We start from the raw sequence: 14,751 nt of genomic DNA on the forward strand, positions 1-14,751 counted from the left end.
CCGGGCAGCGGCTTGCACTCAGTTAGGAACGCCGCGAGCTACGTGGGTGCGTGGCGGCCCATTGCGCCTCGGTCCGGGCCAAGCGGCGGTTCTCGATGACGAACCACAGCGTTCCGGCGATCGCCCCGAGAACGGCGATGAGCACCGTGCTGGACAGCCACTCGAAGTGTCGATAGGCGGCAGCTGATGCCGTGCCGATCAACCCGAGCGTCGACACCGCCAGCAGAATCAGGCCAGGCCAGAAAAAGTTGTCTTTCAGCACGATTCCGGCGTGCGGTTGAGTGGTCCTAGAGTGATCGGTCGGATCGTCATGCGTGTCGCCCATCACGCCCCCTCCGTCGTCGGGCTGAATAATGGATCTCCAATGACCGCGCCGGGGTCCCGTCGCGGGCGAGCAACTCGGGTAGCGTGATCGCCCCTACCGTTGTGACGAGCCACACCACGGTTGTTGCGGCGATCCAGGATGCGACGCCGTCGATTGCGAGTCCGTGTGTCACAAGCGACGCCAGCGCCAGACTGACGATCGTCAGTACCAGGCCGGTGCCGCCAAGCAGCATCGACGCATACGCATGAGGCAACTTCAAAATCGACAACGACAGGATCGCCTGCGTCGTCGCAAAGATCCCGACGGCGACGAGGAACCCGGCCACCGACAGTGAAACTCCAGGCACCGTCCATGCCGCGACCAACAGTCCGACCGCCCAGGACGCCAGAAGCATCACCGCTCGCAGCAGGACGTGCTTGGTGGCAATTACGCCGGAAGAAATCGTCAACGTGTTGCTCCAGCCGGTGTCGGGCAGCGCAGCCACTGCATCACTTTGGACGAGCGTCCCGCTCGGCCCGAATATCTGCTCTGGCCGGCCCCATGCCCGATGAGGTAGTCGCTTGGGCAGTGATGCGCACGGCGCAGACAGTTGACATAGGTGGTGGTCATGATCAGATAGAGCCACCCTCGCAGGTTGGTGCCCTCGGCAAACGTGTCGAACGTGGCAAAGGCGCGCAACATCGTCTCCTGCACGAGGTCTTCTGCGACCACAGGGTTGCTGGTCAGTCTGCTGGCACGGTCGGACAGCTGACTCAGATACGGGAGTGCATCGTCGATGAACCGAGCCGTCAGGTCGGCGTCTCGCGAAGCCAGCAGTGAATTGCTGTCTGCCGGGTCGTCACGTGATGGTGCCATGGGCACATCTTTGCGACGGTTGGGGTGAATTGTCATCGTCCTGGTCGCCGATTCACCCCGGGTGATTCTTGCGAAACGGCCAAGACTCCAGTTGGACCAATGCGGTGTCATCACGCCACGCTGCGCTATCAGTCTTCGATGACCCGCAGGATGGTGTTGCCTGGAGTGCGTTTGTCGGGGGCGAACGCGGCCGCGGCCTGCGCCAGAGGCAGCACGGCGCCCACCACCGGCTTGAGGCGACCATCCCGTACCCGCGCGGCAAGGTCGGCGAGACGAGCGCGATCGGCCTCGATGATGAAGAAGAGCGCCCGCCCTTCGCGCGGTTGCGTCTTGGGCGGCTCGACAACCGTCACGAGGGTGCCGCCGGCGCGCACCATGGCGGTCGAGCGGGCCAGGATGTCGCCGCCGATCACATCGAATACCACGTCGACTTCGCCTGCGTCCTCCAGTTTTTGAGTCTCCAGATCGAGGAAGGTGTGCGCACCCAGCGTGATCGCGCGGTCGCGGTCTGCGGTACGGCCGGTGCCGATGACGCGCGCACCGGCCTCTCGAGCGAGCTGTACCGCGATCGAGCCAACTCCGCCCGCGGCGCCGTGGACCAGGACTGTTTGTCCTGCGGTGAGGTGGCCGTGGTCGAAGAGGCCCTGCCAGGAAGCTAATCCGGAGATGGGCAGTGCGGCGGCCACGGTGTGGTCGATGTCGATGGGCAGTGGCGCGAGGTTGCGCGCCTCGACCGCGGTGTACTCGGCCAGGGAGCCGTTGCGGGCCCAGTCGACCAGTCCGAACACACGTTGGCCAACACTCAAACCTGTTGTGCCATAGCCTAACTCGACGACGTCGCCCGACAGCTGGTGGCCGGGCACGCTGGGTGTGCGGTCACGCCCCACTCGGTCGACAAAGGTATGTGGCCACTCGAGCTCCCCTGGCGTGAAACCCGCCGCGTGTACCCGCACAACGACCTCATTGTCGGCCGGGTGGGGGTAGGGCAGGTCTGTCAGCGACATGCCGGCGACACCGGCGTCAAGATATGAAACCGTGATGGCTCGCATTGCCAAGTCTCCTGAATTCGATTCGTTGCCCGAGGGAGCTCGGACGACGGTCACCAACAGCGATCACCTTCTGTGCGCACAAGGTGAGTTGTCCTCATCCGGCGGTGCATTTCACCCGGGTGAAGGTCGAGGCCCTACTGAACCGGTGATAAGGCTCGCACTGGGATGACGCGCCATTAGCGCGGACCTTATGGTCCGTATGATATCGGCTAGGGCTCATGCATTGATCCGGCTGGCGCAGGCATGACCAGTCAGATGCGCGCCATCACTCGTTGCACGGTAAAAACGCGCGAAAGGACCGAGGAGTCCGCTGTTTGTTAGCCTCGATTTGACGGCTCATGTTTCGATAAGGAAGACCGCGTGCATTCCGTCTTTGATGGCCGGGCCCAAGCATTGCTCTTCGTTCAGCGCCAACAGCTGGCGCGTGTCATCACCGTGGCCGACCTCGACACTTGGCGCGACAATCTGGTCACAACGCAGCGCAGCGGCGCTCTTGGTTGCGTCTTGGGTAGCATGGTCGCTCGGCTGACCGATGACGATGAACGGCTCCGCATGCAAGCGACGGGCTACTTTGCCGAATGGCGCCGCCTGGTCGTCACAACACTGCTGCGTTTACAAGCCGACGGTCAGCTGCGACGCGACGCCGATCTCGACGAGTTGGCCACAGGTCTGGTCGCCGCCCTCTATGGTGGCCACGTCCGAGCCCAAGCGAGCCGCAACGCCGAGCACATGGCCACGGCAATCGACATGGCCATTGCGCGCATCCGATTCTTCGCCGACCACCCCTGATCAGCTGCCGCCGTGGCCGCTTTATTCCCTCATGGACTATATGGTCCGTGTCGACTACACTGGCACGTCGACGTCGCGATTGCGATATCGTACGGCGTCGATCACCGGGTAAAGCGCGGCCACTGGAACGGGCTGCGCGTGAGCGTCAGGAGCAGCATCATCGACGGCGACTACGACGACGCGAGGCCCGACGGCACACTGGGGCCCAGCGAGTCTCTGGACTCTGACGACGTGCGCAACGACGATGGTGACATCGTGGTCGACGCGCCAACGCGCTGGATCCCGGCCGAGGACCATCTGACGCTGAATCAGCGGCTGGCCGCCGAGGAACCCGAGTTCGGCTACACCGAGGAATCGCCCTTGCTACCCCGGCGGCACCGGGGTCAGATCAGCGGCAGCCCGAACGATGGTTCGTCGTTCTTTGCGGTGGCGCGAGAAGAGCTTGACGACAACGAAGAGGACGTCGGCTGACCCCCGCCTGGCGCTGCGTCGAGCCTATGTAGCCGAGGCGTTCGCGGTCTCACTGAAGTCGCGGACAGCTGTCCGAGGGTCGCCCGACCGGACTAATGCCTCTCCGACCAGCACTACGTCGGCGCCCCAGCCGCGATATTCCGCCACATCCTGAGGGCCCGCCACGCCCGATTCCGCCACTCGCACAGCATGTTCCGGAATCAGCGGTGCGAGCTCGGCGAAAACAGAGCGGTCTACCTCCAGAGTGGTCAGATCTCTCGCATTGATGCCGAGAAGTTCCGCACCAGAATCGACTGCACGGCCGACTTCTTCGGCGGTGTGCGACTCGACGAGAGCGGTGAGGCCCAACTCGGTGCACTGCCCCAACAAATCGGCCAGCTGAGTGTCGCTGAGCGACACGACCATCAACAGGGCGAGATCGGCGCCATGGGCGCGTGCTTCCCACAGTTGATACGGGTCGACAATGAAATCTTTACGCAGGATCGGAATGTCGACGTGGGAGCGCACCGCATCGAGGTCGGCCAGCGATCCGCCGAAGCGACGCCGCTCGGTGAGCACGCTGATAGCGGCCGCGCCACCCGCCGCGTACTGGGTCGCCAGCCACCCGGGATCGGGGATCTCGGAGAGCGCGCCCTTACTCGGACTCTTGCGCTTCACCTCGGCGATGATCGACACCCCTGGTGAGCGAAACCCGGGCAGCGGATCGAGCGCGGGGGCTTTGTCGGCCACCCGCGATCGCAACTCCGTGGCCGACACCTGGCGCTTGCGGTCCTCAAGATCTTCGCGAACCCCGTCGAGAATCCCGTCCAGAACACTCACTGTGTTTTCTCCTCGCTAGGCGGGCTTGAAGTCTGAAGCGGCCGCCCGCTCGTCATGCTACCAATGCCGTAGCGCGGCTTCGGCACGTGCGGCGTCGATCTGCTTTGAAACGACCTCCGGTGCAACGGGTTTAGCGTTGCTGCGGTGCCGCCAGGTAGACCAAAGAACGGGGCCACACCCCATGCGGATGTGGCCCCGTTCTGATCAGATCCGTTCGAATCGAGCGCCTCAGCCGGGTGGCGGAGGCAGCGGCGCTGGTGCGTCTGGTGGCGGTGGGGGATCAGGCTGGAACTGCACCAAACCTGGCGGAACGTTGGTGCCCGGCGGCGGCGCTGTACCGGGTAGTGGTTCACCGAGTTGCTCCTGAGGCATCTGGCCGAGCAATCCACCCTTCAGCATTCCCGCGCGGTACATGTCGATGTACCGGCCGAACCATTGCCTACGGTTGACATCAGCATTCTCATCCCCGGGAGCCACGCCGAACTCCTCGCACTTGCCCGGGGCCGACGGCGCCAAGCATTGCTGCACGCCATAGGCGTTGTTGAACACATTGAGGTTCGGCACGACGCCCGGATTGCCGCCCGGTGCGGAGGGAATCGGGTTCTGGCCAAGGACGGTGGTCGAGTCGATGCCGGTAACCGCCGGTGCGCCAAGTGCGGAAGGGTTGGGGTCCTGCCCGGTCTGCGTGAGCACACCAAGGCCGGTCGGCCCGAGCGGAGCGCCGCCCATCATGGGCACCGTCTGGCCGGGAGGCGGTGGTGGCGGTCCGGGATCACCTGGCGCTGGCGCAGGGTCCGGCGGGGGGTCGGCGGCGGCGGTCGCCGCGAAGGAGACCGCCGCACCCACCGTGATGAAGCCGGCCGCCGCGATGTTGGCGACTGTTAATCTTTTTCGGTTCGAGGCCATGGCAGAGGTCAGACGGCCTTGGTGACGCCGTAGTACGCCGCCACGTCGTCGGTGTCTGTGGTCGAGCTTGTCAGCGTCGCGTAGGACCGGATGAACGACTGGCCGACGCAGCCGTCGACCTTGACGTGCGTGTCCTTCAGAGTGACGCGGACGGGCGCGGCCTTGAACGTCTTCTTGTCGACGGTGACGGTGGACACCGTGCCCGGCTTCGGGTGGATCTCGATGGTGCCGGAGATCGGAAAGGTGACGCCGGTGGGGATGAGGCCACCGGTGATCGACGAACCCGAGGTGCTGATGCCGGCCTGGCCGATGAGACGGACCTGGCCGAGTTCGATGCCGCAACCGATCTGGTAGCCGGCTTCCAACGTGCCGCCGCTGAGGCTGGTCTTGCCGCCGCCGGTGACGGTGCCGGTGAACGTGCCACCGACCAGGTATTCGCGCGACGAGACCGCCGTTGTCAACGGTGCTACCGGCAATTGGGTCTCGTCCTTGGCGACCACGGTCAGCACCCAGCCGTCCGGGGACGTCACCACGGTGGGGGGCGAGGACTCGACCACGCCGGTGTCCGGCGGTGGGCCGTCATCGCCGGGGTCGGCGGAAGCGATCGGTGCGGCACCGAGCGGGATCAGCGAGCAGGCGGCCAATGCGACAAAACGATTCACGATTGTTTTCTTCCTTCGAGTTCGACTGGGATTAAACGGCCTTGGTGACGCCGAGGTAGGTGATGACGTCGTCGGTGTTGTCGGTCGAGCTCGTCAGCGTTGCGTACGAGCGGATGAAGGACTGGCCGGCGCACTGGTCCGTCTTGATCCGCACGCCGGTGATCGTGATGCGGGTCGAGGTGCCCTTGAACGACTTCTTGTCGATGGCCACAGTCGTCACGGTGCCGGGCTTCAGGTACACCTTGGCTTGCAGGCTGACACCGAACGCGCCAGTCCCGTTGCCTGTGAAGGGAATCCCGATGCCAGGGGTGAAGCTGGCGCCGGGGTTGACCTCCGTTTCATCGGAGATGATGCCGCAGCCGATCTGCTCTCCTGCCTCCATCGATCCGCCGGCCAGCTTTGTCTTGCCGCCGCCGCTGATCTTGCCGGTGAAGGTGCCTGCCACCAGGTACTCGCGCGACGAGATTGCCGTAGTCAGTGGGGCGACCGGCAACTGAGTCTCGTTGCTTCCCACCACCTCGAGGTGCCAGCCGTCGGGGGTATCGAGCACTCCTGGCGGGCCCGACGGGACAGCGCCTTCGGGCGGCAGTGGGTTGGTGGCATTCACAGGCACCGCGGGGTCCGGTGGGGGAGGCGGGTCGGCGTGCGCGAGGGGCGCGACGGCCGCGACCGGTATCGCGACGCAGACGGATGCCAACATGGCAAAGCGATTCAACATGGTTGGGATAGCGCCTCTCGTGGTCTGAACACAACGGATCTGTAACGGAAGTGTCGCGAGGGAGCCTCTAATGGTGGGGTTTCCAAACGGTGAACGGACCTGGAACAAATCGCGCCGCGTTTCCGTCTAACAAGCGTCTGCAGCCTGCGGTCTTCCCCCTACCACAGAGAGCTGTAATGCCGTTCACAGGCGGATGAAAGCCGATGGACTGCAATTAGATAAGGCGTATTCGTCGCTAATTCACCATCCGGACACCTGACCCGCCGACCGTTGGTTTCGTTATGTATTGCCCTCGAGACTGGACGAGGCTCGTCGGCGTGGTTTGGCCGGTCGTTGTAACGCGTCCCAGCGCGTCAACGCAAACCCAGCGGCCCTTCGAGACCGAACTCACTGGAGGAAACATTGAAGGCATCGCATGTGCGCGAGCGAACCGTTGTCGCGTCGATGGTCGCGCTCGGAATCGGGCTTGCGTTGGCTCCGGCGGCCGCGGCCGACGACGCAGTAAATGATCAGTCGTCGCCTGGACCGGTGGTGGTGACCGCGGTGGACCCGTCGGATGGTGCGACCGAGCCTGCGGTGTCCGCGTGCGGGACCTTCGCTCAGGTGTTGGACGACTCGTCGAACTACTACGGAGACTTCGCCGACTCGTTCGAAGGGTCGAACTATGCGGATCCGGCTGTCGACAGCAGCAATGCGACGGGCAGGACAGCCCTTCGGCAGGCGGCGGCCGTGGCGATGCAGGCGGCGGGCACACCTGGACTGGATCCGTCGATCGCGAATCCGATGCGGGTTTGGTCGTTGGGGGCCAGCAAGCTGTTGGTCAAAATGGGACTGCGGATTCCGGGCGACAGTCTCAACAGCACGGCGAACGAGATGAACAATCAGGCAGAGCTGGTCCAGCAAGCCTGTGCCGCCGCGGGGACGCACGCGTAGCGACGTGAAACGCGGTGTGTTTGGAGCGCTCTGTGCGCTCAGTGTCATGTTGACCGCCTGCGGCGGAGGGGCGGCGTCGGGCGCATCCGCGCCGCCTAAGTCGGTGCCCGATACGGTTTTGACCGCATCGCTGCTCACCGCAGACGAGTTGAACACGGTGATGGGTGCAAGCGGGATGACGCCGCACACGCCCGTTGCGCAGATGACTGACAACCGCAATCTGCTGCCCAACCTCAACTGTCTTGGTGTCTGGCAGGTCAATCAGTCGTCGATCTACGAGTCGAGCAACTGGAAGTCAGTGCGCCAGCAATTGGTTCGCGCACCGGACAGCGAGCAGTGGAATTTCCTGGTTGTGCAATCGATCGTGTCGTACCGCACCGCCGACGCGGCCCGTAAGTTCCTCATCGAGTCGGCCGACCGATGGTCGAAGTGCACGAATCACACCCTCAACATTCAACTCAACGGGCAGACCTTGCCGAAGTGGGTGAGTGGCGAGCTCACCAAGACCGACACAGAGCTTGCGATCCCATACACCCGAGGAACAGGGGACCAGACCAGGTCCTGCCAGCATTCCTTGTCGTTGGTGGCGAATTTGATCCTCGACGTGCAGGCGTGCAGACCGCAGCAGCAAGCCGCGGTCGGTGACGCCGTTGCCGTCGCTGGCAAGATCACGACGAAGCTTCCTCACTGAGGTCTGGTGCGGCTCGCTGCAGCGGGTTAGTTGCGTGCTGCGGCTGTGGAATTCTCGGCCGTCGATTGCCGAGGTCGTAAGCAGCCTGGGTGAGCATTTCAAATTGCCTGGCTCTCAGCCACTTTGTCGCTGCGAGCCGGCCACATCAACATGTGGGTTGTGCTATTGGCACCGTCGCTGCGGGCAGCCCTCGCAGGCATGAGTTGCGCTACGCCCGAAGGCTTTTCGGTCAAGGCGTGCTAGTTAGTTGGTGCTTGGTGGTGGGTGGGTTGGTAGGGGTCGTACCACCACCAGTCGGCGCGTTCACCGATCGGCCCGGTCCATGGCGGAACATCGGGTTGGGCTCCGGTGGGTGGGCGCGCCAGTGAGGCCGAGGTCAGTGGGTGGCCGTCGCTGTCAGTGACGATTAATCGGTCGGCGGGTCCGGTGAGGGTGACGCCGCCGCGGTGGTGATACGCGTCTGGGGATAACTGCCCTACGATTTGTCGGGTTTTTTGTCCTTGTCGTGTTTTGGCCGGTTTTCACTGTCACCCGAGGCGTCGCTGTCAGCGGGCTCGCTCTTGGTCGGCTTGCCAACGGCGACAGTGGGATTCGCCTCGGGTGAGGCGTCGTCGTCAGTGGTTGACCCGGGCACGGCTTTCTCGCTGTCGCGCACCACGTTGCGCTTGGGGCGCTTCTTTTTGACTGCCGGCTCGTCGGTGGCTGACTTCAATTCGGAGTCCGAAGTGGACGCCGTCTGGTTGAGAGCTGTCGAGGCGAGTTGCGGCAGCGACGAGAATGGAGTCGCGGGCTGGTACTTGCTTGGGTCGGCAGGAATCGGATTGCCGTGGGGATAGGCGGAGTTGACGATCGCGGTCAGCACCGGCTCGGTGAGGTCGGCGATCACATTGCCGAACGGCACGACGTCGCGAATCAGATTCGTCAGCGGCAGGCCGTTGCTTGTGTAGGTGACGTACGTCGTATTCCCGCGTTGCGTCACATACGCGGCGACGCGATCACCCTCTGGTATCGCTTCGCACCGCGCGTCGGGGCATGCGAGGACGTCGCCGTTGTCAGTGACGCCGCAGGTGTTGGCGCCGCCGCACGTGACGGATGGCGATCCGTCGGGATTGACAGGTAAGTCGAGGTCATTCTGGTTGAGATGGCGATACAGATACGCGGCGAGGGAGTTGACTGCGGCCACCGGGTTGAGCACATCGGCGGGTGCGTTCGAGTTGTAGTCGTACTCGTAGCCGACGTCGACGACTCCGAGGGCATCCGTGTCGGTCGGCGAGGGGATCGGGTTGACGCCGATGAGGGCGAACCACGGATAGCGGGTCCCGAAGCCGCCGTCGGGCCGTGCGACGTTGTTGTCGAGGATGAACACCGTCTTCGCGAGCACGGGATCCTTCGTGGCCTGCAGCGCCATCAGCAGCAGGCTGGCGTTCGCCGCGCCCCAGCCCGACGAGAGCACCGCGTTGTCCTCACCCGAATGGGCCTGCAGGGCCTGGTTGATCCCGAACGGACCACTGAAGAAGTTGACGTGCAGGAGGTCGTCACCGGGGTTGTAGGGCGGCGCATTGAACAACCCGTTGAAGAAGTTCTCAGAGCCGCTGCCGTCAGGGTGCGTCGAACTGCCGACGACGATCAGCGCTGAGAGGTCGATCAGCGGAGTAGAGATCGACGCCGGTTGCGTCGCAGCAACGGTCGCAACGGTAGTTGCGACGCCGACGGCCGCGAACCCGATCGCGACTCTGTTCACACGCTTCGAGGCGGTCTTGCTCACTTCCTGCTCCCCCTGGAGGTCGTGGATAGCAACCTACCTCGGCGAGTAGGCGTCGGGCGAGTTGCCCCCGCGCGACAAGGTCGACGTTACGGGTGGTGAGTCCGTAACGCCGACCTTGGTGACCGTGTCGCGCGGTCTTACTTCTTCTTGGCTGCGTGCTGCGCTTTCTTGGTCTCCTTGTGGCTTCCGCCGGCGTCCTTTTTGTGGCTGGTGCCACTGGCGTCCTTCGATCCGGTGGCTGCGGTGTCTTTGCCGGTGGTACCGGTGTCTTTGCCGGTGGCACCCGTGCTGTCCTTGGCGCCCGTTGAAGACGTGCCGGACGCTGCCGTACCCGTTGTGCCAGTGTGGCTTTCGGGTTTCTCGGCGCCGGCGGCGTCGTTTCCTGTGGCGCCCGTGGTGCTCTTGGTGCTTGTCTCAGTGGCGCCCGTCGTGCTCTTGGTGCCCGTCTCAGTGGTGCCGGTGGTGTCCTTGGCGTCGGTGGCGGTGGCGCCTTGACCGGTCTTACCTGCTGAGCTTGTCGCCTCAGAAGTAGCGGTGTCGGTGACGCCGCCCTTGGTCTTGGTGACCGTGCTCTTCTCGGTGCTGGTATCTGTGCTCAGTGCCGCCGTCAGCGCCTGCTGCTCGATGCTGCTCCGAGTGGTCGTCAGCGCGCTCGTCGCCAAACCGCCGCTGATGGCGCTGCCAATCGTCGACACCACCGTCGCAGGCAGCGCGAGCACCTTGTTGATGGCCGCCAGCTCGTCAGTGAACGCCTTCTGCAGTAGCGGCGGGATCTTCTCGAACTGGCCTTGGAAGAACGCGCCGGTGGCCGCGTTGACCGGAGCCACGAACGCCGCCAGATTCCCCAGCGTCGAAGCGACGGTGAAGTAGAGCTGGAATGGCAGCTCGGCGATGGGCACCAGATTGCCGGCGGTGGGTGCGATCGCGGCGGACTTCGTCGCGTCGCTCTTGGCCAAGGCATTGGCGGTCGAGAGGGCACCGAGACCGCCGACAAGCGTGGCAGGCAACGCGATAACGGCCTGCACCGCCTTCACCTCGGCGGCGATGGCCTGCTGCAGCAGCGGAGGGATCTTCTCGAATTGGCCTTGGAAGAACGCGCCGGTGGCCGCGTTGACCGGGGGCACGAAGGCCGCCAGATTCCCCAGCGTTGACGCGATGGTGAAGTAGTACTGGAACGGCAGTTCGGCCAGCGCCAACGGATTAACCGATGCCGCCAGTTTGTAGTCCTGAGTGACTACACGGATGGGCGCGCTTTCTTGGTGTGCGGCGAGTTGGACCTGCGACTCGACCGTGCCCGAAGCAGCGGCGATGCAGATCGTGCTGGCTCCAGCCATCAGCGCAGTGGACTTACTAACTTTCACGTCGACCCCTGTGGGTAGAAAGAGGCGAGAATTGGACACGCAGAAACTAACTGAGGACCGGCCTTTTCACTAGTAACAGCTGATCGCTTTCCCTGGTCATTTTGCCGACGTACGTTTTTCGACTGGTAACCGACGTAAGCTCGCAAACTGGAATTCGTCTGCCGTTCACTCAACCGGCGCCGAGGAAGCCGACGGACTGAGAGCCGTGGGACGCAGGATCCGGTGTGGTGCAAGGCTTAACGCGCCATCGCACGATGGCGCGTCGGATGCCGGCACCGTTCTCCCTGGCGCTATTTGCGCCGAATTGCACCGCTATTCCGTCGACCATCGCCGCAATAATAAAACTAATCAATTTGCATTAGCCTGGCGCGCTGTTGGCCGACGAGTTTGTTCGGTAGAAAAATGGAAGTCAATCCACCGGAGCCGGCCCCTCCGCCATTGACAACGGCGGAGGGGCCATTCACCGGTCGTCTCGAGCCCGTGCCTCAGAAGGGCTGGTTCGGGCCGCCCTCGGTGGGATTGTCGAAGTCGTCCGTGCCGGACGCGGTGTGGGCGATGTCGTGGCCTTCTCCGACCCGTACGCAGCCGGCGGTGCAGTCCTGCATCACCACCGCGTGAACGCCGTCCTGAATCACCCGCCACTTCCATGCGGTCTGAATGGTCTCCTGATTGGCGAGCATCACGTCTCGTTCGCCGACTGTGCAGTGCAGAGTGCGGGTGGCGCTGTCGCAGGTCTCGTGGAGCAATTCGTTCTCTGTGAGTCCAAGGGGATTGCGTATCAACCGAACACCGAACCGGTCGATCTTGCCGTGCGCCTTGAGCAGTTCGCAGATGCCGGTCAGGATTGCCTCGTCATCGTCGCTCAGCGGCTCGGCATCGCCGAAGTCGTCCGGCTCCGCGAACTCCATGCCAACCGCAGCAATGCCATCAGTTATCGAATCCTCGAACCGAATTGCTGTAGTGCTCAATCCTGTTGCTGTGAACGCGGTCCGCATGACGGGTGCAGTTTCGGTGCGCCACGGCGAGTCAATGCAGTGCTCGACGAAGACCTCACCCGGATTGGGATCGAAGTGCTTGTGCAGCAACCAGACACCGAAGCGCTGCCACGCGTGGGTGTTACTGAGGTACTCACCGAGCTCGGCAAGGCAGGCGCGGTCACCATCACTCAGGTCGCCGACGTCGGTGGTATCCATATGGCGCAGCGCCACATATTCCTCAACGCCGTGATCTCGCATCGTAAGCATCCGGTGGACTCCTTAACTGTGTTGTTGCTGAGAAGATCTCCAACCCGAGTGGTGGATTAGCCGGGATGCTAGCAAGGGAATTGCAACTATCACCGCCGTGGATACAAACATCTTCCCGCTAGAGCTCGGGGCCACCAACCGTTAACCAGAAGTTCGGAATCCGTTGGGCAGCAAGAAAGTTCGGGTATCGTTCAGCTGCGCTGATCGAACTGCAGGTGGTGCAGCTCGGCGTAGACGCCGTCCAGTTCCAACAATTCGGCTTGAGTGCCGAGTTCGGCAACGAGGCCGTCCTTGATCACGACGATCTTGTCTGCATCGCGCAGCGTGCTGAGGCGGTGAGCGATTGTGATGACCGTGCGGCCCGCCATCAGTCGCTCCAAAGCCTCGATCACCAGATGTTCGGATTCGGCGTCCAATGCGGCGGTTGGCTCATCGAGGATCAAAATGGGGTTGTCCCTTATCAGGGCGCGGGCGATTCCGATCCGTTGGCGCTGGCCGCCGGACAGGGTGGAACCGCGATCGCCGACCAGGCTCTGATAGCCGTCGGGCATGCGCGCAATGAATTCGTCGGCATTGGCAAGCTTTGCCGCCATGATGATTTCGTCCTCGGTGGCATCCGGGCGGCCGAAGGCGATGTTGTCGCGGATGGTGCCTCGCAGCAGGACGGTGTTCTGCAGCACGAAGCCGATCTGGGTGCGCAGACCGTGCAGGGTGTAGTCGGCGATGTCCACTCCGTCGATCGTGATCCGACCGGCCAGCGGGTCTCGGAACCGCGGTATGAGGCTCACCAGAGTGGATTTGCCGCTACCTGTTGGCCCGACGATGCCCACCATGTGCCCAGGGCCGATTGTGAACGAGATGTCCCGTAACACCGGCACTTCAGCGTCATAGGCGAACGAGACGTTCTCGAATGTGATCTCGCCTTCAAACGGTGCTGGTTCGACCGGGTCCGTGCTCTCCGGGATGACGGTGTCGGCGTCGCACACGGCATTGACTCGCTGGAAACCGACCGACACCTGGGCCAAGGTGTTGGTCATCTGCGAGAGAGCGCGCACCGGTTGGAAGAACCGCGCCAGGTAAGCGAGGAAGACCGTCAGTGCGCCTGCAGTCATCGTGCCCGCCAGGATCTGCAGCGCACCCCGCCACAGCACCGCGCCTGTGCACGCCGCGATCACCAGACTGACTACAGGCGAAAGCATTGCCGACAATCGACGTGTCCTGAGCCACGCCGTCACGGTGTCCTTGCTGACCCTTCGAACCTGCCGATCCTCGTAGTCCTCCCGGGAGTACGCCTGTACGACCTCGATCGACTGCAGGCCTTCTTGCAGGGTGGACAGAAGGTCGGACTGACGGGAGCGTACTTCGATCACGGCCACCTTGATGGCCCTGTTTACGCGGATCAGGAAGGCGATCAGCAGCGGTGCGACCGCTAGTGCGATCAGCGCGAAATCCCAACGCATCGCCAGCATCACAGCGATCATCACGAGGAGGATCAACGCGTCGGTGAGGATGTTCAGCGTCGAGGTCGACGCGAAGCTCTGGATCGTCTGGACGTCGGTTGTGAGTGTGCTGAGGATCGTGCCGACCCTGTTTTGGTCGTAGTACTCGAGCGACAATTCCTGCAAGTGGTGATAGAGCCGTACCCGAAGGTCGTTGCCGATGCTTTGCCCGAGCTTTTCAGTCGAATAGCTGGCGACGTAGAACGCGATGCCACTGACGGCAGCTATTGCCACCGTGGCGACCCCGGCCGCGGCAGCGATGTGCGTCTTCGTCGTGCCGCCAACCATTGGGAACAGCCAGACGATCCACATCGGCGGGCGATGATTCCCGACGACGTTGTCCAGAATCACCTTGAGCGGCCAGGGGGCGGCCAGCGTCATCACCATCGACACCAACGTTGCCGCGATGATGACTGCGAGGGTGCGCCGATACGGGCGGAACAGGTCACGAAGCAGTGGCGGCACGGTGGGCGTCTCCTGGTTCGCAGACAAGCTTCAGCCGAACGGTATCAGCGGGCGCGATCGACGTCGCACTTGTTTCAACGTTGTTCACGTGCCAGGTCGATACTTCGCGGATCTTCCCGGTGCCCGCGCGCGGGCGCCACCGCAACGGAGGGGTGTTCGGTTGGAGAGGTTCAAGCCCTCGATTCACTGGGGCAACCAA

At 63.4% G+C, this 14,751-nt stretch carries 16 protein-coding genes and 1 pseudogene; 4 read left to right on the plus strand and 13 right to left on the minus strand.

Annotation, left to right across the window (positions count from 1 at the left end; genetic code table 11):
- Positions 1-22: 22 nt before the first annotated feature.
- The 4 genes from usfY to ACGFK1_RS18880 all read right to left on the minus strand — a co-directional run bounded on the left by usfY (position 23) and on the right by ACGFK1_RS18880 (position 2,229).
- On the minus strand, positions 23-325 hold the full coding sequence (gene usfY / locus ACGFK1_RS18865; protein WP_393432251.1) for a protein UsfY: 303 nt from the start codon (positions 323-325) through the stop codon (positions 23-25).
- Positions 309-809, minus strand: coding sequence for a hypothetical protein (locus ACGFK1_RS18870; RefSeq protein WP_393432254.1), 501 nt, complete (start codon positions 807-809; stop codon positions 309-311). The genes usfY and ACGFK1_RS18870 overlap by 17 nt, the downstream gene beginning before the upstream one ends.
- A complete protein-coding gene (locus tag ACGFK1_RS18875; protein ID WP_393432256.1) occupies positions 770-1,180 on the minus strand; it encodes a sigma factor in 411 nt (136 codons plus the stop codon). Before ACGFK1_RS18875 ends, ACGFK1_RS18870 begins: the two co-directional genes overlap by 40 nt.
- Before the next feature lie 128 nt (positions 1,181-1,308).
- Positions 1,309-2,229: an NADP-dependent oxidoreductase gene (locus ACGFK1_RS18880; protein ID WP_393432259.1), complete on the minus strand. Its 921-nt coding sequence runs from the start codon at positions 2,227-2,229 to the stop codon at positions 1,309-1,311.
- A gap of 360 nt (positions 2,230-2,589) precedes the next feature.
- Between ACGFK1_RS18880 and ACGFK1_RS18885 the strand changes: the two genes are divergently transcribed.
- A complete protein-coding gene (locus ACGFK1_RS18885) occupies positions 2,590-3,018 on the plus strand; it encodes a TetR family transcriptional regulator C-terminal domain-containing protein (protein WP_393432262.1) in 429 nt (142 codons plus the stop codon).
- Positions 3,019-3,156: 138 nt separating this feature from the next.
- Positions 3,157-3,489, plus strand: coding sequence for a hypothetical protein (locus ACGFK1_RS18890; protein ID WP_393432265.1), 333 nt, complete (start codon positions 3,157-3,159; stop codon positions 3,487-3,489).
- A gap of 24 nt (positions 3,490-3,513) precedes the next feature.
- Here the strand turns inward: ACGFK1_RS18890 and trpC are convergent, their stop codons facing one another.
- From trpC to ACGFK1_RS18910, 4 genes are all read right to left on the minus strand, one after another.
- Positions 3,514-4,308 (minus strand): indole-3-glycerol phosphate synthase TrpC, encoded by a 795-nt coding sequence (gene trpC / locus ACGFK1_RS18895; protein ID WP_393432267.1) that lies wholly within the window; start codon positions 4,306-4,308, stop codon positions 3,514-3,516.
- A 228-nt stretch (positions 4,309-4,536) separates the two neighbouring features.
- Positions 4,537-5,214: a hypothetical protein gene (locus ACGFK1_RS18900; protein WP_393432270.1), complete on the minus strand. Its 678-nt coding sequence runs from the start codon at positions 5,212-5,214 to the stop codon at positions 4,537-4,539.
- Positions 5,215-5,222: 8 nt separating this feature from the next.
- On the minus strand, positions 5,223-5,879 hold the full coding sequence (locus ACGFK1_RS18905; RefSeq protein ID WP_393432394.1) for an MspA family porin: 657 nt from the start codon (positions 5,877-5,879) through the stop codon (positions 5,223-5,225).
- A gap of 28 nt (positions 5,880-5,907) precedes the next feature.
- Positions 5,908-6,594, minus strand: a complete 687-nt coding sequence (locus ACGFK1_RS18910) for an MspA family porin (protein ID WP_393432273.1) — start codon at positions 6,592-6,594, stop codon at positions 5,908-5,910.
- A gap of 417 nt (positions 6,595-7,011) precedes the next feature.
- Between ACGFK1_RS18910 and ACGFK1_RS18915 the strand changes: the two genes are divergently transcribed.
- Both ACGFK1_RS18915 and ACGFK1_RS18920 read left to right on the plus strand, forming a co-directional pair.
- Positions 7,012-7,527 (plus strand): hypothetical protein, encoded by a 516-nt coding sequence (locus ACGFK1_RS18915; RefSeq protein ID WP_393432276.1) that lies wholly within the window; start codon positions 7,012-7,014, stop codon positions 7,525-7,527.
- Between the two features lie 46 nt (positions 7,528-7,573).
- Positions 7,574-8,218 (plus strand): sensor domain-containing protein, encoded by a 645-nt coding sequence (locus ACGFK1_RS18920; RefSeq protein ID WP_393432278.1) that lies wholly within the window; start codon positions 7,574-7,576, stop codon positions 8,216-8,218.
- Between the two features lie 243 nt (positions 8,219-8,461).
- On the opposite strand, the pseudogene ACGFK1_RS18925 reads toward ACGFK1_RS18920, so the two are convergent.
- The 5 genes and pseudogenes from ACGFK1_RS18925 to ACGFK1_RS18945 form a co-directional block, all read right to left on the minus strand.
- Positions 8,462-8,670, minus strand: a pseudogene (locus ACGFK1_RS18925) (hypothetical protein); the annotation flags it as partial.
- A gap of 23 nt (positions 8,671-8,693) precedes the next feature.
- Positions 8,694-9,983 (minus strand): PE-PPE domain-containing protein, encoded by a 1,290-nt coding sequence (locus ACGFK1_RS18930; RefSeq protein ID WP_393432281.1) that lies wholly within the window; start codon positions 9,981-9,983, stop codon positions 8,694-8,696.
- A 137-nt stretch (positions 9,984-10,120) separates the two neighbouring features.
- Positions 10,121-11,317, minus strand: a complete 1,197-nt coding sequence (locus ACGFK1_RS18935; protein ID WP_393432284.1) for a hypothetical protein — start codon at positions 11,315-11,317, stop codon at positions 10,121-10,123.
- Positions 11,318-11,829: 512 nt separating this feature from the next.
- Positions 11,830-12,588 (minus strand): hypothetical protein, encoded by a 759-nt coding sequence (locus ACGFK1_RS18940; protein ID WP_393432287.1) that lies wholly within the window; start codon positions 12,586-12,588, stop codon positions 11,830-11,832.
- A gap of 191 nt (positions 12,589-12,779) precedes the next feature.
- The gene (locus tag ACGFK1_RS18945; RefSeq protein ID WP_393432290.1) at positions 12,780-14,579 is read right to left on the minus strand and encodes an ABC transporter ATP-binding protein; all 1,800 of its coding nucleotides are present in this window, start codon (positions 14,577-14,579) and stop codon (positions 12,780-12,782) included.
- Between the last annotated feature and the right edge of the window lie 172 nt (positions 14,580-14,751).

The organism is Mycobacterium sp. NPDC048908 (assembly GCF_043197955.1).
Lineage (GTDB): Bacteria > Actinomycetota > Actinomycetes > Mycobacteriales > Mycobacteriaceae > Mycobacterium.